At 70.5% G+C, this 18,981-nt stretch carries 15 protein-coding genes; 3 read left to right on the top strand and 12 right to left on the bottom strand.

What is annotated here, in order from left to right; translation table 11 throughout:
• Nucleotide 1: 1 nt before the first annotated feature.
• From ACIRVH_RS00395 to ACIRVH_RS00385, 3 genes are all read right to left on the bottom strand, one after another.
• A complete protein-coding gene (locus ACIRVH_RS00395) occupies nt 2-832 on the bottom strand; it encodes a carbohydrate ABC transporter permease (protein WP_403946978.1) in 831 nt (276 codons plus the stop codon).
• The gene (locus ACIRVH_RS00390; RefSeq protein WP_403946976.1) at nt 829-1,827 is read right to left on the bottom strand and encodes a carbohydrate ABC transporter permease; all 999 of its coding nucleotides are present in this window, start codon (nt 1,825-1,827) and stop codon (nt 829-831) included. The genes ACIRVH_RS00395 and ACIRVH_RS00390 overlap by 4 nt, the downstream gene beginning before the upstream one ends.
• A gap of 91 nt (nt 1,828-1,918) precedes the next feature.
• Nucleotides 1,919-3,199 (bottom strand): extracellular solute-binding protein, encoded by a 1,281-nt coding sequence (locus ACIRVH_RS00385; protein ID WP_403946974.1) that lies wholly within the window; start codon nt 3,197-3,199, stop codon nt 1,919-1,921.
• Between the two features lie 325 nt (nt 3,200-3,524).
• Here ACIRVH_RS00385 and ACIRVH_RS00380 point away from each other — a divergent pair, with 325 nt between their 5' ends.
• Together ACIRVH_RS00380 and ACIRVH_RS00375 are read left to right on the top strand one after the other, a co-directional pair.
• On the top strand, nt 3,525-4,289 hold the full coding sequence (locus tag ACIRVH_RS00380; protein WP_393473889.1) for a GntR family transcriptional regulator: 765 nt from the start codon (nt 3,525-3,527) through the stop codon (nt 4,287-4,289).
• Nucleotides 4,289-5,581, top strand: a complete 1,293-nt coding sequence (locus tag ACIRVH_RS00375) for an NB-ARC domain-containing protein (RefSeq protein WP_403946972.1) — start codon at nt 4,289-4,291, stop codon at nt 5,579-5,581. Before ACIRVH_RS00380 ends, ACIRVH_RS00375 begins: the two co-directional genes overlap by 1 nt.
• 4 nt (nt 5,582-5,585) lie before the next feature.
• On the opposite strand, the gene ACIRVH_RS00370 is transcribed toward ACIRVH_RS00375, so the two are convergent.
• Entirely contained in the window at nt 5,586-7,877 is a 2,292-nt protein-coding gene (locus tag ACIRVH_RS00370) for a Dyp-type peroxidase (RefSeq protein ID WP_403946970.1), read from the bottom strand.
• Between the two features lie 111 nt (nt 7,878-7,988).
• Complete coding sequence (locus ACIRVH_RS00365; RefSeq protein WP_403946968.1) at nt 7,989-9,884, bottom strand: galactose oxidase-like domain-containing protein; 1,896 nt, start codon at nt 9,882-9,884, stop codon at nt 7,989-7,991.
• Between the two features lie 240 nt (nt 9,885-10,124).
• Here ACIRVH_RS00365 and ACIRVH_RS00360 point away from each other — a divergent pair, with 240 nt between their 5' ends.
• Entirely contained in the window at nt 10,125-10,529 is a 405-nt protein-coding gene (locus ACIRVH_RS00360) for a hypothetical protein (RefSeq protein WP_403946966.1), read from the top strand.
• 20 nt (nt 10,530-10,549) lie between these two features.
• Here ACIRVH_RS00360 and ACIRVH_RS00355 read toward each other — a convergent pair whose 3' ends face one another.
• The 7 genes from ACIRVH_RS00355 to ACIRVH_RS00325 form a co-directional block, all read right to left on the bottom strand.
• Nucleotides 10,550-12,118, bottom strand: coding sequence for an MmgE/PrpD family protein (locus ACIRVH_RS00355; RefSeq protein ID WP_403946964.1), 1,569 nt, complete (start codon nt 12,116-12,118; stop codon nt 10,550-10,552).
• Nucleotides 12,119-12,215: 97 nt separating this feature from the next.
• Nucleotides 12,216-12,584 carry a nuclear transport factor 2 family protein gene (locus ACIRVH_RS00350; protein ID WP_403946962.1) on the bottom strand — a complete coding sequence of 123 codons (369 nt, stop codon included), beginning with the start codon at nt 12,582-12,584 and terminating at the stop codon, nt 12,216-12,218.
• A gap of 62 nt (nt 12,585-12,646) precedes the next feature.
• The gene (locus ACIRVH_RS00345; protein WP_403946960.1) at nt 12,647-13,597 is read right to left on the bottom strand and encodes a diacylglycerol/lipid kinase family protein; all 951 of its coding nucleotides are present in this window, start codon (nt 13,595-13,597) and stop codon (nt 12,647-12,649) included.
• A 196-nt stretch (nt 13,598-13,793) separates the two neighbouring features.
• Nucleotides 13,794-14,624 (bottom strand): alpha/beta fold hydrolase, encoded by an 831-nt coding sequence (locus ACIRVH_RS00340; RefSeq protein ID WP_403946958.1) that lies wholly within the window; start codon nt 14,622-14,624, stop codon nt 13,794-13,796.
• Between the two features lie 43 nt (nt 14,625-14,667).
• Nucleotides 14,668-16,140, bottom strand: a complete 1,473-nt coding sequence (locus ACIRVH_RS00335) for an MFS transporter (protein ID WP_403946956.1) — start codon at nt 16,138-16,140, stop codon at nt 14,668-14,670.
• A 62-nt stretch (nt 16,141-16,202) separates the two neighbouring features.
• The gene (locus ACIRVH_RS00330; RefSeq protein WP_403946954.1) at nt 16,203-17,411 is read right to left on the bottom strand and encodes a cytochrome P450; all 1,209 of its coding nucleotides are present in this window, start codon (nt 17,409-17,411) and stop codon (nt 16,203-16,205) included.
• Between the two features lie 355 nt (nt 17,412-17,766).
• Nucleotides 17,767-18,960 carry a cytochrome P450 gene (locus ACIRVH_RS00325; RefSeq protein ID WP_403946952.1) on the bottom strand — a complete coding sequence of 398 codons (1,194 nt, stop codon included), beginning with the start codon at nt 18,958-18,960 and terminating at the stop codon, nt 17,767-17,769.
• Nucleotides 18,961-18,981: the final 21 nt, after the last annotated feature.

Here is an 18,981-nt window from a genome sequence, read left to right as displayed (position 1 = left end):
GTCATCCCTTCACGGCGCCGTCGGTCAGACCGCTGACGGCCTTGCGTTGCAGGAAGATGAAGAGGATCAGGATGGGCAGCGCGAACAGGGACGAGGCGGCCATCGTGGCGCCCCAGTCGTCGCCGAAGGCGGTCTGGAACTGGGAGAGCCAGAGCGGCAGGGTCTGCTTCTCGATGTCCTTGTTGAGGATCAGGACCAGCGGGAACTCGTTCCAGGCGGTGATGAAGCCGAACAGCGAGGTGGCCATCAGACCGGGCGCCAGCAGCGGGAAGATGACCTTGACGAAGGCCTGGGTCCGGGTGCAGCCGTCGACCATCGCCGACTCCTCGAGCTCCTTCGGCACGGCGGCCACATAGCCGCGCAGCGTCAGGATGGTCAGCGGCAGCACCATGATCGCGTAGAAGACGGTGAGCGGGACCAGGCTGTCGAGCATGTCGTTGTCGCGGACCAGCATGTAGATGGCGATGACCATGACCTCCCAGGGCGCCATCTGCGCCAGCATGAAGGTCACGATGAAGCCGCGCCGGCCCTTGAACCGCATCCGGGCGAGTGCGAAGGCGGCGAACAGGGCGATGACGAGCGACAGCAGTACCGCGCTGACCGTGACGGTGACCGAGTTGAGGACCAGGGTCCAGAAGTGGTCGGCGTCCACGGCCTTGCCGAAGTGACCGAGCGTGAGGTTCGTCGGGAACCACACCGGGTTCTCGGAGATGATGTCGCCGGTCGGCTTGAAGGCCGTCGCGAACATCCAGTAGACGGGGAACACGAAGCCGACGAAGAGGATGACGGCGGTCGCGTTGGGCCAGATACGGCCGAAGACCGAGCGCTTCACAGCTCGTCCTCCTCTTGCTTGAGCACCATGCGCAGGTAGTACGAGGTGATGACGAGCAGCACCAGGACGGTCAGGAAGGAGATCGCCGCGCCGACGCCGAAGTGCTGGTTGCCGACGCCCTCGACGAAGGCGTAGATCGGCAGGGTCTCGGTGAGGTGGTCGGGGCCGCCCTCGTTGATCGCGAAGATCTGCGGGAACGCCTTGAAGACCCAGATGACTTCGAGGAACGTCGTGGCGTACAGGAAGGGCCGCAGGAACGGGAAGGTCACCGAGGTGAAGCCCTTCCAGGCTCCGGCGCCGTCCAGGGACGCGGCCTCGTACAGCTCCCTGGGGATCGTGGTGGTGGCGGCGTACAGGTTGATCGCCACGAACGGGATCGACTGCCAGACGATCAGCAGCGTGATCACGGAGAAGGTGGAGAACTGGGAGCCGAACCAGTTGTAGTCGGCCATGGAGTGCCAGCCGAGCTTGTCCAGAACCCAGTTGACGACGCCGAAGCGCTGGGCGAACAGCCACTGGTAGACGGTGGTGGCCGCGATGACGGGCATGGCCCAGGCGAGGACGAGGCCCAGCATGAGCAGCAGCCGCATCTTCGTGCCGAGCCGGGCCAGCAGCAGCCCGACCAGGGTGCCGACCAGCATGATCAGGACGACGTTGACCGCGGTGAAGACCACCGACCGCTCGACGACGTGCCAGAAGTCCGAACCGCTCAGGACCTCCTTGTAGTTGTCGCCGCCGTTCCACTCGGTGAGGTGCTGGATGAGCTGCCGCGGGTTGAGGTTCTGGAACGACAGCATGCCGTTCTTCACCAGGGGCCAGCCGAGCAGGATCAGTGTGGCCAGCAGCGCGGGCAGCAGGAGCAGATAGGGGGCGGCGGCACCGCGCCGGGACGGGGACCCGGAGCCGTGGTCCTCGCTCCTCGGCGGCCCTGGTGTCCGGGCCTTGCGGACAGCGGGCTCCCCGGCCGTGTCCGTGCCTTCGGTCTGCACTGACATGAGTTGCCATCTCTTCCGTGGCGGTACCGGCCTTGCCGGCCGTACGAACGACTGAGCCGGGGGCGTCCGCCGACGCCCCCGGCGCGGGTCATCAGTTCTGCTGGGCCAGGCGCTTGTTGATCTCGCCCTCGACCTGCTTGGCGGCGTCCGCCGGGGACTTACCGTTCAGCACCGCGGTCATGTAGGACTTGATCGGGTTCGGGGTGTTCTCCACCGCGGCCCACTCGGGGATCAGCGGCGTGGTGCCACCGACCGAGGCACCGGGCGCGGCGGCCTCGGCGACGGCGTTGCCCTTGAGGTTGGTCTCCAGGGACTGCTTGTTCGGGATGACGCCGTTGAGCTTGGCCAGCTCGCCCTCGAACTCGTCGGACAGGGCGACCTTCAGGAACTCCTTGGCCAGGGCCTGCTTCTTGCTGCCCTCGGCGACGGCGAGGTTGGAACCGCCGAGGAAGACGCCCTCGGGCTTGTCGGCCGTGGCGCCCGGGATGGTGAAGTAGCCGAGGTCCTTCTCGATGGCCTTGTTGGCCTGGACCGCGGTGCCGGCCTCCCAGCCCATGCCGATGAAGGCGCCGGTCTTGCCCTTGGCGAACACCTGGGCCTGCTGCGGGGTGGCCTCGTCCTTGTCCTTGGGGGCCTTGGAGTAGGAGGCGTACTTCTTGTAGGTCTCCATGGCCGCGGCGACCTTCGGGTCGCCCAGGTTGGAGACGTACTTGTCGCCGTCCTTCTTCACCAGGTCGGCGCCCTGGCCGATGGTCAGGCCGTCGAAGAAGTACCAGTTCTGGCCCGGCATGTAGAGCGGCTCGGCGTCGGTCTTCTTGCCGATGGTGTCCAGATCCTTGAAGAACTCGGCCTGGGTCTTCGGAGTGTCCTTGATGCCGGCCTTCGCCCAGATCTTCTTGTTGTAGATGACGACGCGGTTCGCGAAGTACCACGGGGCGGCGTACTGCTTGCCGTCGTACACGGAGGACGCGGAGACCGACGGGGTCCAGTCCGAGCCGATCTCCTGCTTGAGGTCGCCCAGTTCGGCGAGGCCGCCGGTGGCGGCGTAGGCCGGGGTCTGGGTGTTGCCGACCTCGATGACGTCCGGCGGGTTGGACTCGGAGAGGGCGGTGGTGATCTTCTGCTGGATCCCGTCCCACTTCTGGATCTCGAACTTCAGCTTGGCGCCGGTCTTCTTCTCGAAGGCGGCCTGCACGTCCTTGGACCACTGCGGCGGAGCCGAGCCGTCCATCGTCCAGACCGTCAGGGTCTGGCCCTTGAAGCTGTCAGGACCCGCGTTCTTGCCCGTGTCCTTCCCGTCGTCGCCGCCGCACGCCGAGACGGAGACCATCATGCCCGCGATCACGATCGCGGCAGCAAGCTTGCGCTTCACGCCACCCTCCTCAGGGATGCCACTTATCCCCCCACGCCCTCGGCGGTGACCTGCGTACGACGCTGTTGCACGTAGGGCTCGGGACCTGGCCACTAATGGTGTAGACCAGTACGGTGGAGCTTGGCCTAGACCTTTTGAGGTGTCAAGGGTGGTTCAGGAAGGCGATCCGGCCGTTACGAGAAAGTCACCGGAGCGCGTCCGTCCCCTTTTGCGCGGACCGTCGGCGGCGCGCCTGCTGGACTAGACCTCCCGCACTGGTTGGACTAGACCATAGGGCAGTTGGTCGCTATAACGGGAGCCCACCCACACAGCCGGGAAGGCAGGCATGGCCACCGACGTCAGCAGCGCCCAGCACCCCACGGGGGCGCCCGGCCGCGCCGCGCGCGTGCCGAAGTACTACCGGATCAAGCAGCAGGTGCTGGAGATGACGCAGGCGCTGGAGCCCGGCTCCGCCATGCCCGCGGAGCGCCTGCTCGCCGTCCGGCTCGGCACCTCGCGCACCACCGTCCGGCAGGCGCTGCAGGAACTGGTCGGGGAGGGACGGCTCGACCGCATCCAGGGCAAGGGCACCTTCGTCGCCCAGCCCAAGCTGTACCGGACCCTCCAGCTCACCTCGCACACGGAGGACATGCGCGCCCAGGGCCTGGAGCCCGCCTCGCACATGCTGGACATCGGCGAGGTCGCGGCGGACGCCAAGCTGTCCGGTCTCCTCGGCATCGAGGTCGGCGAGCGCGTCCTGCGCATCGAGCGGCTGCGGCTCGCCAGCGGCGACCCCATGGCGATCGAGACGACCCATCTGTCGGCACGGCGCTTTCCCGGGCTGCGGCAGTCGCTGGCCACGTACCCGTCGCTGTACACGGCCCTCGCCGAGGTGTTCGGTGTCCATCTCGCCGAGGCCGACGAGACGATCGAGACCTCGCTGTCGACCCCGCGCGAGGCCCAGTTGCTCGCCACCGACGTGGGCCTGCCGATGCTGCTGCTGTCCCGGCACTCCCGGGACGCCGAGGGCAGACCGGTGGAGTGGGTGCGCTCGGTGTACCGGGGCTCCCGCTACAAGTTCGTCGCGGCCCTGCGCCGGCCGGCACGCTGATGAGCCCGCTGCACGCCGCGGCCGCCCCGGACAGTCTGGGTGCCGCGCTGGTCCGGGCCCGTGAGGAGGCCTGCCTCACCCAGGGGGAGCTGGCCGAGCGGTCGGGGCTGAGCGTGCGGGCCATCCGCAACCTGGAGACCGGTCACACCGCCCGCCCCCGCAGGCAGTCGCTGCTGCTCCTCGCCGAGGCGCTCGGGCTCCCGTCCCGCGAGGCGGGGCGGTTACTCCGGCTGCCCCGCGCCGGGTCCCCGCCCGGTCCCCCGGGCGCGGCCGTACCGGCGGAACTGCCCGCCGCCCCCCGCCGCCGGCTCGTCGGGCGGGACGCGCTGACGGCGGACCTGACGGCCCGGCTCGCCCGGACCGAGCCCGGTCACGGCCGGCCCGTCGTGGTCGTCGGACCGCCCGGAGCCGGGAAGACCTCGCTGGTCCTGCGGGCCGCCCACGAGGTGCGCGGCCGGTTCCCGGACGGACAGGTCTTCGTCGACCTGCACCGTGCCTCCTCCCTCCCCTTCACCTCGGACGTGCTCGTCCGCCGCATCCTGCGCTCCCTCGGGGGCGCTCCCGCCCCCGAGAACCCGGATGAGGCGCGCGCCCGACTGCGGGACGCGCTCAGCAGACGGCGGGTGCTCGTGGTCCTCGACAACGTCGACAGCGAGGCGCAGGTACGGCCGCTGCTCGTGGACGACGGCAGCAGTGCGGTCCTGGTGGCCGCACGGCGTGAACTGTCCGCGCTGCCCGACGGGTTCCACCGCCGGATCGGCGCCCTGGACCGGCAGGACGCCCGGCGGATGCTGGCGGACCTGGTGGGCACCGCCCGCATCCGCGCCGAACAGCCGGCGGCCCGGAGCGTCGTGGAGTCCTGCGCGGGGCTGCCCCTGGCCCTGCACATCGCCGGCCTGTGGCTCACGGCGCGCCCGCACCGGTCCCTCGGCGACCTCGCGGACCGGCTGGCGGACGAGCGCGAACGGCTGCGCTCGCTGCACGTCGGCGACCTGTCCCTGCACACCAGCGTGACCGCGTACTACCGGCCGCTGTCACCTCCGTTACGGACCGCTCTCGGTCAACTGGCCGATATCCAGGGAGATTTCGACGTACAGGAGATGACGACCCGGGTGACACCGTCCCGGCGGCTCGCCGTGGACCTGCTGGAGGAGCTGCTGCACCGCCAGCTGGTCCAGGCCGGCGAGCCGGACCGGAACGGGCAGATCCGTTACCGCGTGTACGACGCCGTACGCCTGTACGTGGCGCGCGGCGCCGTACTGCCACGGGAACGGCACCTGCACTGCCTGTAGCGGCTCAACCTCTACGGAACCACGGGGTGTTCGGGCGGGACTCGCGGACCACTGTGTCGGGGTGGCCGGCACCGTCCGAGATGGAGATCGTCCGGTACTGCTGCTCGTGGAAGACCCAGCACCACGTCTGGCCGCCCACCCGGAACCTACCCGGGACGAACAGGAATCCCTCGACTTTCCCGACGCCCTGCAGTGAGACCCACTTGGTCAGCTCGCGGTCGGTGCGCTCCATGACGTCGGTGTGCTTGCCGCCGTCGGCGATGGAGATCAGCCGGTAGCGCTGGCCCTGCGGGGTGGTGTGGAAGAGCCAGTACCAGGACTTGCCGTCGGCCGTGTCGGTCCGGCGCTGGTCGGGCACCGGCAGCACCGCGTCGACCCGGGTGACCCCGCCGAAGGAGTTCCAGAGGGACAGTCGCTGGTCGTCGCCGATCCTGCGGTTGGTGTGACGGGCGTCGTGGGCGATGTTGATGCGGCGGTAGACCTGGGTGCCGTTCTTGGTGTGGAACAGCCAGTAGCTGCTCTCGCCGTTGAGGCCCTGCTCGTCCGGGACGGGCAGGATCGCGTCGACCTGGTCCACGCCGGCCAGGGCGGGCCAGGAGGACAGGTCGATGCCCGAGTCCATGACCGTCCCGGTGCGGTCGTCCTTTCCCGTGGTCAGCTGTTCCACCTCGGGGCCGCCGGTGCCGGCGACACGGACGGTGCGCCCGGAGAAGGTCCAGTAGCGGCCCTCGACGTCCGGCCAGGGCAGGATCTCGTCCATCGGACCGGGCTGTCCGCCGGTGCCGGGCTTCGTCTGGTTGCCGCCGGGGGAGGTCGCGCCCTCCAGGCGGCCCCGGCTGAGTCCGCGCAGGGTGGTGAGGGAGGGGCTGAAGGCGTAGACCGAGCCCTCCGTGGTCACGAACGGCTTGAAGCTCAGGATGGTGGTCTTCCGGTCGCCGTTGATGTTCGAGTGGCTCTCGAAGGCGATCTCGCCGGTGGTGACTCCGGGGAGCGCGCCGCTGACCATCGGGTCCGGGCCGGGCTTGGGGTCGCGCTCGTGCGGGAAGTTCGGGTCGTTGATCCAGTCGGTCTGGATGAACTCGAACTGCTGGCGCAGGTCGGACTGGTAGCAGACGAAGACCAGGCCGCGGGACTCGTCGGGGCCGCCGCCGTCCTCGTTGGCCGGGTCGAAGGGGGCACCGTAGGGGATGCCGCGCCGGATGATGCGCCGAAGGTCCATGAACTTCTCTTCGACCAGCTTGCCCTTGTCGACCAGGCCGTCGCGCGGGGCGGTCTTGCGCAGGTGGGAGAAGAGCGGGGTGGTGATGCCGTGGGGGTCGTCCTTGAAGCTGAGGTCGTTGTCGGGTTCGGTACCCGGCGCGGGCGCGGCGTCGGGGTACTTCGCGATCGAGGCTCCGCAGCGCCAGCGGCCCACCAGGCGGGCGGCGAGCCACTCGCTCTTGGTGTTCTCGTCCACCACCTTGGCTTCCCGCAGCTTCGCCAGCTCGGAGTTGACCTGCGCCCACCAGCCGGGGACGTCCTGGCCGAGCCGTCGTACGACCTGGAAGGAGCCGTACTTCATCCAGTCGGGCACGCCCTTGGGCAGGGGTGTGTCCTGGTCGGCGCCGAGGACGAACTGGCCGGCCGGGATCATCCGGGCGCCCTCGGCCTCCTCCGGGCTGTCGAAGCCCACCACGAACGGTTCGCTGACGCCGTCCTTGAAGCCGAAGTGCTCCTTGCCCTTGCGCTTGTCGGGCAGCGTGGCGCCGGACTGCGGGTGGACGATCAGGACTCCGGCGCGAGAGGCGGCCTCCGTCTGGCGGGTGACCTCGGTGTCGTGGTCGCCCCTTTGGTCAGCCGCAATGGTCAGCACGGCGTGGATGGGGGGCTTCTGCTCGGAGCCGAAGATCCATCTCTTCGGATCGTTGCACCCCGTGTCGCCGAGCGCCTCGGCGCGGACGGCGGACCCCTGGACGAACGCCTGGACGGTGGTGCCCGTGGGCACCTTGTCGAACACCTTGTCGTTGCCGGTGAGGAACTGGATGCCCGGATAGGTGAGGCTGAGGCCGACCCAGGTGGCCTTGAGGTTCTTCGGGTCGTCGCCCTGGGAGTTGACGCGGGCGTCGTGGAACTTCTGGTTGAACTGGGCGACCTGCTCGGTGGTGGCGATGGAGGGGATCAGCTCTGCCAGCCAGTTCCGGGCGGCGGTCATGTCGCCGAACTGGAGGAAGAGCAGGGTCATGTGGTCCTTCTTGAACCCGGCGAGGATGTCGCCCTGGATCTCGGTGCTGTCGCGCAGCGGTAGCGGGGTGGTCATGGAACTCCCTTGCTGGATGAGGACGGTGGGGACGGTCCGGGTTCCCGGGCGGCGCGTGGCCGGCGCCGCCCGGGCCTCCGGAGGCAGGGGCGGACAGGGGGTACGGGGGCGTCAGGCGCCGGGCCGCAGCTGCACCCACTTGGCGATGCTGGGCACCCCGCGCTCGTCGAGCAGGAACAGCAGGTAGTAGCCGGGCGGCGCGTCCTTGACCGACGGCGGGGTCTTCAGCACGAGCTTGTTGCCGGCACTGCTGGTGATGGGCAGCTCGATGCGGCGCTGGCTGGTGTCCACCGAGTGGGTGGAGGTGATGGGCGCCATCAGGACGGCCTTCTCGGCCAGTTCGGGCGTGCCGGTGCTGATCCGGAGGCTGCTGTCGTAGCCCACGGTGGGGTTCGTCACGTCCGTCAGGGTCGGCCGCTGGCCGCCCTGGTGGAGATACGGCGGCTCGTAGATCTCGATGGTGCCGTTCATCCCGGACTTGATGTCCTTGTTGTTGGCGATCTCCTGCAGCTCGTCGCCGGTGATCATGATGCGGCCGTCGGGCAGGATGACGGCGTTGGAGTGGTAGCCGCGCGGCAGCCGCTGGCTGGGGCCGGTCCGCCACTTGCCGTCGAAGCCGCGGATCTCGGTCTGCCGCCACTTGTCGTCGGCGTTGGGGTTGTAGTCGCCGTTGCCGTAGTTGCGGATGTCGTAGCCGCCGTTGACGGTGAACAGCCGGCCGTCGGGGAAGATCAGCGTGTCGTCCTGGGTGCGGCCGAAGGCGCGGGCGCTGTCCTCGGTCCAGCGGCCGCCGGAGAACTTGTACGTCATCGGGTCGTTGCGGTCACCGCCGAGGATCAGGACGGAGTCCGGCCCGTTGCCGGGGGTGTTGTTCGGCAGGGCCACCGCGGAGCCGTAGTTGCGCATGCCGCCGCCGGGGCGGGCGCGCAGCGGCTGCTCGGTCTCGGTCTGCGGGTCGAAGACGTACTGCTCGTTGTAGGTGCGCCCGAAGCCGTAGATCTTGCCGTCCCGCAGCGAGAACAGGTGCGGGTAGTCGGTCGAGTACTCGGCCTTGACCGGCCACTTGTCGAGTGCCTGGTCGTTCGGGGTGGTCGACGAGTCGTACGACACCGCGGTGTTCTTGGCCGGGAAGCGCTCGATCGACTGGGAGAGCTTGCCCCAGCCGATGTCGCCGTGGCCGGAGGTGATGAACTGCCGGCCGTCGGCGCCGGTGACGACCGACGGGTACCAGCGGCCCTCGGCCATGTCCTTCTGCTGGTGCCAGGTCTCGGTCCAGGGGTCGAAGACCAGGGCGAGGTGGGCGCCGGTGCCGTGGTTGCCGCCGAGGTTGCCGCCGAAGATGCCGACCATGCCGTTGGGCAGGTATGAGTGTCCGGCGCAGAAGATCGGGGCGGGGCGCGGTTCGTCCGTGCCGTCGTCCATGTTCAGGACGGGCGGTGGTACGGCCTTGAAGGTGCCGCTTCCCTCCCCGTTCTCGGGCGGGGTCCAGACGTAGGCGCGGCCTGCGTTGTCACGGCCGATGACCTCGGTGGGCGCCGTCTCCTTGTTCGGGCTGTCCTCGACGGCCTCGAAGGAGAACAGCAGGACCTTGCCGTTGGGGAGCAGTGCGACGTGGTCGCCGTAGTCCGGGCTGTCGATGTACTGGGCGAACTTCCCGGACGTCGCCGCGTCGAACGCCGCGTTGGCCGCCGTCTGCGAGTTGGTGTGCTCGTTCAGGCTGCGGTTGCGCATCGGCTGTGGGTAGCCGCGGTCGACGGCGCGCAGGCCGATGCGGTCCCGGGCCAGGCTCTCGGCGCGGGCCCGGCCGAGGGCCTTGACCTCCTCGGGGCGGACTTCCTTCGCGATCTGTTCGCGGGAGATGTGCACGGGCCCCGGCCCGTGGTCGAAGTCGTGCGTGGCGGACGGGGTGGAGCCGAGCGCTGCGGGTGCGGTGACGGACAGAACGAGCGCGGCACAGCCGGCCGCGAACGTCCACCTCCCCTTGCGGGGGATCCCTCTGCGGGACATGGGACTCCTCGTGGGAACACGCGGCGCCGCGGGCGGCATGAGGCAGCATGGGGCGACCACGTAGAGTAACGGAATGCGCTTACTCAATCACACACTGTAGCGATTCGGGGCCGCCTGCTCGAAAGATTGACCGTTTTACCCCGTTGGGCGGTAACGCTGCGTGTTTAGCACGGACCGGTGGAAGGCAGCGGGCTCCAATGAGCCGAACCCGTCCCCTTAGCTCTTCCGAGGAGTCTCACCATGCCTGGAACACGCACGCCCCTCGCCGTGACCGCTGGCGTCCTGACCCTGCTCTTCTGTGCCGCCGCACCGACCGCCGCGGAACCGCAGCCCCCGCAGCACACGGCCGCGCCCGTCATCCACGGCGGTGCCGACGGCAGCCGTCACGAGGTGTTCTGCCCCGGGATGCAGCACGTCGAGAGCGGTGGTTACGTCCTCACCGCCAAGTCAGGCACCAAGCTCTCCGAGGTACCGGCCGACGTCATCGAGAACCGGCCGAACGACCACGCCACCGGCTGGATCCTCGCCGTGCGCAAGACGACGCGGCGGTACCTCGCCTACGGCGTGCTGGGGCAGGAGGCCGGCCCGGCCGACCTGACGATCCACCTCGTGTGCACCGACGAGACGATGTCGCACGGCGCCTGACGCACCGTGCGGCGGCGCTGTCAGTCCAGGAACGCCGTCTCGATCCAGCGGCGTACCGCCCGCGGGCGCATCCGGTGCAGGCGGTCGACCGTGTCGGCCACCTGCTGGGAGCCGCCGAGCGACAGGAACTTCTCCCGCACCAGGTCGGCATGGCCCGCCCGGGTCTCCGGACCGGCGGCGCCCACTGGGATCAGCCGGGTGCGGGAGACCGTACGGCCGTCCGTCAGCCGTACGGTGACCCGGGCGCCGGTGGCCTTGGTGGACCGGGAGAAGTCCCGGTCGTCGGCCTGCAACGCGCCGATCAGGTCCACGAGTTCGTCGCCGCCGAAGCCGCGCAGCCACGGCACGGCCAGCTCCCCCGCCTCCCGCACGGCCTCGCCGAACGGTGCGTCGGACAGGAACAGTTCGCGGGTCATCTCCGTGTCGTGCTCCAGCCGGATCCGCTTCGCCAGTGCCCAGCGGTCGGGGTCGTCCAGATGCGGTGCGGAGAAGTCGTCCACCGAGAACTCGCCGGTGAGCAGGGTGGTGGCCACGGGATAGGGCACGTCAAGGACCAGCGCGCCCAGCGGTGAGCCGGGCCCGGTGACGTACTGGGCGGCCCGCTCCCCCGCGAACAGCGTGTACAGGGAGGCCTCGACGACCACTTCGGCCACGTCCTGCGGCCTGACCGGGCCGAGTTCCCGGTGGATCTCGACGGCGCAGTCCACCGCGGCGTCGATGCCGGGCCCGCCGGGGTGCATCTTGAACGACAGCGTGTCGGTGTGCCAGCGGCGGCCCAGCCCCTTCGCCACCGCCTGCGGCAGCGGCACCGTCGCGAACCGGGCCAGGAAGCCGTCGCTGTGCTCCATGATGTCGGGCGCCCCGCGCAGCCCCGCGTACGCCGCGTCGCAGGCGTCCATCGCGGTGCGCACCGGCGTGAAGGTGTTGAACAGCCGGGCGTCACTGGCGAGGAAGGCCCGCATCAGCGGCCAGTTGGGCATCGCGAAGGCCAGCCCGAAGGAGTTCTCGAAGAGGGAGGCGGAGGCCCGGTCGCAGTGCAGTCGGCCCGCGACCGCGCCGGCCAGGTGGGTGTGCACGGCGCTCTGGCCGCGCAGCGGGCCGAGGGTCGCGGAGGCGGTGATGCGGGCCGCGCACTCGTTGGCCACGACCACCGCGGTGAGCAGCGAGAGCCCGTCCAGCCGGCGGGCGTAGGCGAAGGCGAGCGGGACCGCGACCGTGGAGTTGGACAGGTGCCCGGCGTACGCGGTGTCGTCCAGGTTCAGCCAGGAGCCGAGCGCGGCGAAGACGCCGGCGGCCTGCCGCGGGTCGCGCTGCATGGGGTGCCCGAAGGCGGCCACCAGCTTTCTGCCGAGGGGGTGCTGGAGACCGGCCCGGATGGAGGCGATCTGCGACAGCACCTGGCTCGCGGCGAGCTTCAGCACCCGGCACGGGATGTGCTGCGGGCGCAGGGTCGCGGCCCAGTGCGAGAGTTCGCGCAACGGGGTGTCGGCGGGCGCGCGGCCGCGGCCGGCTCGGGGCAGGGTGTGTGCCTGCTCGGCCCAGTCGGCGCACAGTGCCCGGGCGACGCTCTCCCCGAGGACAGCGGTCATGAGGCGGCTACCTTCCAAGACGTGCGTGCGTCACGGGTGGGAATACGACCGCGGGAGCACCGTCGCCCCGGTGCTCCCGCGGTGTTGGGGGTGGTGCTCAGGCGGCCGGGACCTTGTCGAGGAAGCCGTAGACGGCCTTGATCCTGCCCTCGGCGTCGGTGACGATCACGTCGAAGCCGATCGCGATCGGCTCGGCACCCGGCTCGGTCACCAGGCCCCACTGGAAGCGGGCCTGGTCGTGGTGAGTGTCGACGGTGCCGTGCAGCTCGAAGGCGAGGCCCTTGAACTGGTCGCGGGCACCGGCCACCACGGCCCCGAAGCCCTCGTGACCCTCGACCGCCGCGAGCGGGTCGATGTACGGGGCGTCGGCGGTGAACAGCTCGGCGATGGCCGCGGCGCGCTTGTCGGCGTCCGCCTCGTTCCAGATGTCGAGGTAACGGGAGACGGTGGTGGTCAGGTCGCTCATGCGGGCGTTCTCCTCTGTGACTTGCTTGACTTGTTCTTCTGACAGGTGGCTTCGTACGGGCTTCAGGGGGTGGCCGGAGCCCAGACCGGGAGTGCTCCCGGGAGCACCTCGAAGGTGGCCGAGGCGCCGATGCCGTGCTGGTACTCGCCGTCGTGCTCCAGCGGCAGCCGGAGGCCGTCGGTGCGCTCGACGGTGATCGTGCGGCCGCGTGCGTACACGGTCGCCGGGTGGTCCATGTGCGCGGCCTTCAGGGTCAGTTCGGGCACGTCGGCCGCGGCGATCCCGCTGCCGATGACACAGACGTCGAGCAGTCCGTCGTCGAGCAGCGAGTCCGGCAGCACCTGGAACCGGCCGCCGCGGTACCGGCCGCCGCCGACGTTGGCGAGGACCGTGGGGCCCTCGTGCACGACCCGGCCGTCGACGGTGACCCGGCCCGGGTACGGCGGGTAGCCGTCGGCCGTGTCCGCGAAGGCGCGGGCGTAGCGCTCCCGACCGGTCAGGGGCAGCCCGCGGGCGGTGATCAGCGCGTCGGCGATCACGCCCGAACAGGCACCCAGATAGACGTAGTTGCGGGTCTGTGCGAGGCGGGCCAGGTCCAGGCGGCGCAGCCGGGCACTGCCGCCGATGCCGTTGTCGGTCAGGACCGCCTTCAGGGACTCGCTCCAGGGCCGCTCGCCCCAGAGCATCTTGTAGCCGGAGTTGCCCGTGCCGCCGGGCACCACCGCGAGGGTGGCGTTGCCGGTGACGGGCACCAGTCCCTGTACGGCCTCCCGGACGGTGCCGTCGCCGCCGATGACGACGATCAGGTCGGGTGCCCCGGTGGGCCGCTGCAGCGCCCGGCGCACGGTGACGGTGGCGTCGCCCGGTCCGGTGGTGAGGTGCACCTCTGCGCGCTCCAGGCAGGACGCGCACAACTGGCGTACCTCCTCGACCAGTTCGGGCGAGTGGCTGCCGGAAGCGGGGTTGCCCAGGACGAGGGCCCGGGTGGGAGCCGGGGCTGCGGTGTCTGCCATGAGGGGCGTACTCCTTCGTCGGACGGCACCCGCGGACCGGGCCGGCTGTGCGCCCGGCGTCGCGGCGATCTCCACTCTGCCGAGGGGCGCTGTCACGGGGCTGACACGGCGCTGACGCGGCTCGCAGGGGCGGGAACGCGAGCGTCCGGCCCCTGGGTCCTGTCGCAGGGGCCGGACGCGGTGGGAGCGACGGGTGTCACTCCTTGACGAACGCCAGCAGGTCGGCGTTGAGCCGGTCCGCGTGGGTCGCGAACATGCCGTGTGCAGCGCCCTCGTAGGTGATCAGCCTGCTGTCGGGTATCAGTTCGGCGGTCCGTGGGCCGCACAGCGGGTACGGCGCCGCCAGGTCGGCGGTCCCGTGGATCACCAGGGTGGGCACCGGGACCGCGGCCGTCTCCGCGCGCTGGTCGGTGGTGAACAGCGTGCGGTAGATCTCGATGCCGGCTCTCGGCGAGGTGTTGAGACACATGCCGATCAGCCAGCCGGCGAGCTGCTCGGAGAGCGGCAGGTTGTCCGGGTCCGGCTCCGGGCCCGCGAAGAACGGCCAGGTGAGCGCCTCCAGCCAGGCGGCCCGGTCGGTCCGGATGGCCTGTTCCACCTGGTCGAAGAGACCGGGTTCCAGTCCGTCGGGGTTGTCCGGGGCGCGCAGCAGGAACGGCGTCGTCGAGGCGACCAGGGCCAGCCGGGCCACCCGTTCGGTGCCGTACCGGGACAGGTAGCGCACGCACTCCCCGCCGCCCACCGCGTAGCCGGCCAGCACGGCGTCCCTCAGGTCGAGGTGGTCGAGCAGATCGGCGAGGTCGCCGGCCAGGGTGTCGTAGTCGTATCCGGTCCAGGGGATGTCCGAACGGCCGCTGCCGCGCCGATCGTAGGTGATGCAGCGCAGTCCGTTCCCGGCGAGGAACGGCGCCTGGAACTCCCACATGCGCGAGTCCGCCATGGCCGCGCCGAGCAGGACGACGGGCCGTCCGTCGCCCCAGTCGCTGTAGTGCAGCCGGGTCCCGTCCCGGGTGGTGAGGTACGGCATCCCTTCTTGCCTCCTTCCTTCGTGCGGTCGGGGTGCCGGGCGCTCACTTCCGGGCGGCGCGGCCCGGGGCCGCGAGCACCAGCAGGGAGGCGAGGAGGCCCAGACAGACGAGCGGGATCAGGGTGACGGCGAACGCGTGCGGATAGGCGTCGGCCTTGCCGCCGGCGTCCGCGAGGGCGGGGAAGAAGACCGTGCCGGCGATCGCCACGCCGATGGCGGCCCCGCCCTCCTGAGCGGTGTTGAGCAGCCCCGAGGCGGCGGCCGCGTGTTCGGGGACCGCGCCGCCCAGCACCAGGTTGGTCAGCGGACCGGTGGTCAGGCCCATGCCGAGGCCGGCGACCAGCAGGACGGGCAGCAGCCACAGCACATGGCCGCTCAGGTCCAGGCCGCGTGCCGTCAGCGCGATCGCGGTGTAGCCGACGGCCAGGACGAGCGGGCCGACGGCGACCCGGCGGGCGGTCACCGAGACGGCGAACCGGGCCGAGACGATGGAGGCGCCGAAGTAGCCCGCGCCCAGCGCCAGGAACATCAGCCCGGACTGCAACGGGGTCAGGCCGCGGCCCAGTTGCAGATAGAGGGCGAGGGTGAAGAAGAAGGAGCCCATGGCGAGGAAGTAGACGACCGTCGCGACCAGGCCGACCGAGAACAGCCGGGAGCGGAACATCCCCGGCTCGATCAGCGGACCGCGCCCGGCGGCGGACCTGCGGCGCAGGTGCATGACGGTCACGGCCAGCAGCACGGCCGCCCCGGCGAGCGACTCCCACACCCACACCGGCCAGTCCCGCTCCTGTCCTTCGAGCAGCGCGAACACCAGCAGGCCCAGGGTGACCGTGACCAGCAGGGCACCGGCCAGGTCGAGCCGGGTGCCGCCCCGGCCGCGGGACTCGGGGATCGTACGGCGGACGAAGGCGAGGGAGAGCAGGCACAGCGGGACGTTGATCAGGAAGATCGTGCGCCAGCTCAGGCCGGCCACGTCCACCGAGATCAGCGCGCCGCCGATGAACTGGCCGAAGACTCCGGCGAGTCCGATGACCAGGCCGTAGACGTTGAAGGCGCGGTCGCGGGCCTCGCCCGTGTACACGGTGCCGATGATGCCCAGCACCTGCGGCACCAGCAGCGCGGCGGACGCGCCCTGGGCGATCCGGGCCACGACGAGCACGGTCACCGAGGGCGCGAAGCTGCACGCGGCCGAGGCCACCATGAACAGCACCATGCCGAGGGCGAACATCCGGCGGCGGCCGTAGAGGTCACCGAGGCGGCCGCCGGTGATCAGGCCCGAGGTGAAGGCCACGCCGTAGCCGACGACGATCATCTGGGCCTGTGCGGCGGTGGCGTCGAGGTCGGCCTTGATGGCGGGGACGGCCACGTTGGCGATGAAGAAGTCCAGCACCGTGATGAACGTCCCGACGAGGACCACCAGGAGGGCACCGGCGGAGGGGGCGGCAGCCGGTGTGCCCACGGAGGTCGTGCGCTCGCGCCCCTCCACCGCGACGTCGGGGGTTAATTCAGAAGTCATGACGACTCCGTTTCCTTGAGCGTGCGTTGTGGGTTGTGCGGTGCACCGGGGGATGTCTCCGGTCACCAGGTCACGGGCAGATGGGTCACCCCGTGGAAGACGGTGCCGCGGCGGAACAGCGTGCGCGGGTCGGCCGCGAGGCGGAGGTTCGGGAAGCGGCGCAGCAGGGAGCGCAGGGCCAGCTCCATCTCGAGCCGGGCCAGCGGTGCACCCTGGCAGTAGTGCGGGCCGAAGCCCCACTGCAGATGGCCGCTGGTGTCGCGGTGCGGGTCGATGCGGTGCGGGCAGGCGAAGACGGACTCGTCGTGGTTGGCGGCGGGCACCGAGATGACGACGGCGTCGCCCTTCTCGATCGCCACGCCGCCCAGCTCCATGTCCTCGATCGCGAGGCGGACCATGGCGTCCTGGGAGATCGACCAGTAACGCATCGACTCCTCGATGAAGTTGGGGACGAGCGCGCCGTCGTCGGCGGCGACCTGGACCCGCAGCTCGTCGTCGCGCAGCAGGGCGAGGACGTTCAGGGCGATCTGGTTGGTGGTGGTCTCGTGGCCCGCGACCAGTACGAGGCGGGCGATGCCGACGAGTTCGTCCAGGGTGAGGGCGCCGGTCGCGTGGTGGTTGACGGCGAGCCTGCTGATCAGGTCGTCCCCGGGGTCGGTGAGCTTGCGCAGCGCCAGCTTGGCGAGGTACTCCGACATCTCGACGAACGCGGCCTGGGAGACGGTCGGGTCCTCCTGGGAGATGACGACGCGGGTCTTCTCGATGAAGAACGGGGAGTCCTCCTCCGGGACACCCAGTAATCGCGCGATGACGAGGGTCGGCAGCGCCCGGGAGAAGACGGCGTGCAGGTCGGCCGGCTGGGGCTGGGCGGCCAGCTCGTCCAGCAGCTCGTCCACGAGCCGCTGGACCGGCTCGCGCAGCCGCTTGACGCGGCGGTAGGTGAACTCGGTCTGGATCATGCCGCGCAGCCGCGCGTGCTCGGGGTCGTCCAGGCGGAGGAACGAGCTGGGGTTGCCCCCGGGCGGCACCTGGATGCGCACGGGGGCGCCGGGTAACGTCTCGTCGGCGCTCAGCCGGGGGTCGGACAGGGCCTGGCGCACGTCGCCGTACCTGGTCACCAGCCAGGCCAGTCGTGACTGGGCTGCTCCCGCCGGGATGCGCACCACGCAGGGGGGTGCCTGGCGCAACTCGGCCAGCACGGGCGGCGGGTTGCCGTCCTCGGTGCGGGCGAAGGGCCAGTCCAGGATGTCGGTGTGGTCCGCGAGTGACATGTTCGTCCTCCGTGATCGGGGGGCAAAGGTGATCCTCGGCACCGACTCTCTTTCTACGTGGGGCACGGTGAAGGGGGCTCGGGCGGCGCACGGAAGAGGAATCTTTACCTCCGAGTTGTGCGCGGACGCCGAACGCCACCTTCGCGCAGTGCCCTGACGCGGCGCTGACACAGCGCTGACACGGGTCCCCGCAAGGGCCCGTGTGAGTCGGTGGTGAGTAATGACTTTGCCAAGGAGGACTGACCCGAAGCTGATCAGGGACTGACGAGGGTGGGCCGCAGGCGGGCGGGCGGCAGTGTGGGGGGCGGGGCCGTGGTGGGGGCACGGCCCTCCTGTCACCCCGGGTGAGCGGCCGTCACCAGGTGACGGGGAGTTCCTCCAGGCCGTACACGAGGGTGTTCTCGCGGAAGCGCACGTCGTCGACGGGGACGGCCAGGCGGAGTCCGGGGAAGCGGGCGAAGAGGAGGCTCAGGCAGACCTCCAGTTCCATGCGGGCCAGCGAGGCGCCGGGGCACAGGTGTGCGCCGAAGCCGAAGGCGAGGTGACCGGAGGCGTTGCGGTGGATGTCGAGACGGCCCGGGTCGGGGTAGACCGACTCGTCGTGGTTGGCGCCGGGGATCGCCACGATCACGCCCTCCCCCTTGTGGATGAGCGCACCACCCAGTTCGACGTCGGCCACCGCGGCCCGCACCTGGTTGTCCTGCGAGATGGACCAGTAGCGCAGCAGTTCCTCGACCGCCGGCTTGAACAGGGCCGGGTCAGCCCGGAGTTCGGCCAGCTGGGCCGGATCGCGCAGCAGGCTGAGGATGCTCAGGCTGATCTGGTGGGCCGAGGTCTCGTGCCCGGCGACCAGGAAGAACCGGGCCATGGCGACGAGTTCCTGGTGGCTCAGCTCGCCGGTCGCCACATAGCGGGTGACCAGCCGGCTGATCAGGTCGTCCTGCGGCTCGGCGGTGCGCTGCACGGCCAGCCGATCCAGGAACCGGGTCATTTCCACGAACGCGCCGTACGTCTCCTCGGGCGTCGCGTCCTGGGAGAGGATGACCTGGCTCTGCTCGGTGAACGTCGCCTCGTCCTCCTCCGGGACCCCGAGCATGCGGGCGATCACCAGCGACGGCAGCCGGACGGCGAAGTTCTCCACCAGGTCGACCGGGTTCGGGCCCTGCTCCAGCTCGTCCAGCAGCTTCCCGACGAGGAGTTCGACCTCGGGTCGCAGGGCGCGGGTGCGGCGGGCGGTGAACTCGGTCATCGCCATCCGGCGCAGCCGGCCGTGCTCAGGGTCGTCCATGCGGTTGAACGACATCACGCCGGGCTCCGGCGGCAGCTGGATCCGGATCGGGAAACCGGGCTGCTGGTCGTCGGCGCTGAAGCGGTTGTCGTTGAGCACCTGCCGGACATCCGCGTGCCGGGTGACCAGCCACGCCTCGCCGCCGCGTATGCGCACGCGCACCGGTGGCTCCTTGCGCAGGCCCGCGTAGGCGTCCGGTGGCGCGTACGGGCAGGAGCGGGCCATCGGCCACTCGGGGAGCTGCTGCTCGCATTCGGACATGGGGATTCCCTCCGTTGGCTG

This window comes from Streptomyces sp. NPDC101165, from assembly GCF_044768135.1.
Classification (GTDB): domain Bacteria; phylum Actinomycetota; class Actinomycetes; order Streptomycetales; family Streptomycetaceae; genus Streptomyces.
Note: the sequence above shows the minus strand (reverse complement) of the source record. Positions and strands in the feature narration are given on the sequence as shown.

Bases quoted from the DNA above. Each gene is read 5' to 3' on its own strand.
- ACIRVH_RS00390 (WP_403946976.1), bottom strand. From the start codon at position 1,827: ATGTCAGTGCAGACCGAAGGCACGGACACGGCCGGGGAGCCCGCTGTC.
- ACIRVH_RS00380 (WP_393473889.1), top strand. From the start codon at position 3,525: ATGGCCACCGACGTCAGCAGCGCCCAGCACCCCACGGGGGCGCCCGGC.
- ACIRVH_RS00375 (WP_403946972.1), top strand. From the start codon at position 4,289: ATGAGCCCGCTGCACGCCGCGGCCGCCCCGGACAGTCTGGGTGCCGCG.
- ACIRVH_RS00370 (WP_403946970.1), bottom strand. From the start codon at position 7,877: ATGACCACCCCGCTACCGCTGCGCGACAGCACCGAGATCCAGGGCGAC.
- ACIRVH_RS00365 (WP_403946968.1), bottom strand. From the start codon at position 9,884: ATGTCCCGCAGAGGGATCCCCCGCAAGGGGAGGTGGACGTTCGCGGCC.
- ACIRVH_RS00360 (WP_403946966.1), top strand. From the start codon at position 10,125: ATGCCTGGAACACGCACGCCCCTCGCCGTGACCGCTGGCGTCCTGACC.
- ACIRVH_RS00355 (WP_403946964.1), bottom strand. From the start codon at position 12,118: ATGACCGCTGTCCTCGGGGAGAGCGTCGCCCGGGCACTGTGCGCCGAC.
- ACIRVH_RS00350 (WP_403946962.1), bottom strand. From the start codon at position 12,584: ATGAGCGACCTGACCACCACCGTCTCCCGTTACCTCGACATCTGGAAC.
- ACIRVH_RS00345 (WP_403946960.1), bottom strand. From the start codon at position 13,597: ATGGCAGACACCGCAGCCCCGGCTCCCACCCGGGCCCTCGTCCTGGGC.
- ACIRVH_RS00340 (WP_403946958.1), bottom strand. From the start codon at position 14,624: ATGCCGTACCTCACCACCCGGGACGGGACCCGGCTGCACTACAGCGAC.
- ACIRVH_RS00335 (WP_403946956.1), bottom strand. From the start codon at position 16,140: ATGACTTCTGAATTAACCCCCGACGTCGCGGTGGAGGGGCGCGAGCGC.
- ACIRVH_RS00330 (WP_403946954.1), bottom strand. From the start codon at position 17,411: ATGTCACTCGCGGACCACACCGACATCCTGGACTGGCCCTTCGCCCGC.
- ACIRVH_RS00325 (WP_403946952.1), bottom strand. From the start codon at position 18,960: ATGTCCGAATGCGAGCAGCAGCTCCCCGAGTGGCCGATGGCCCGCTCC.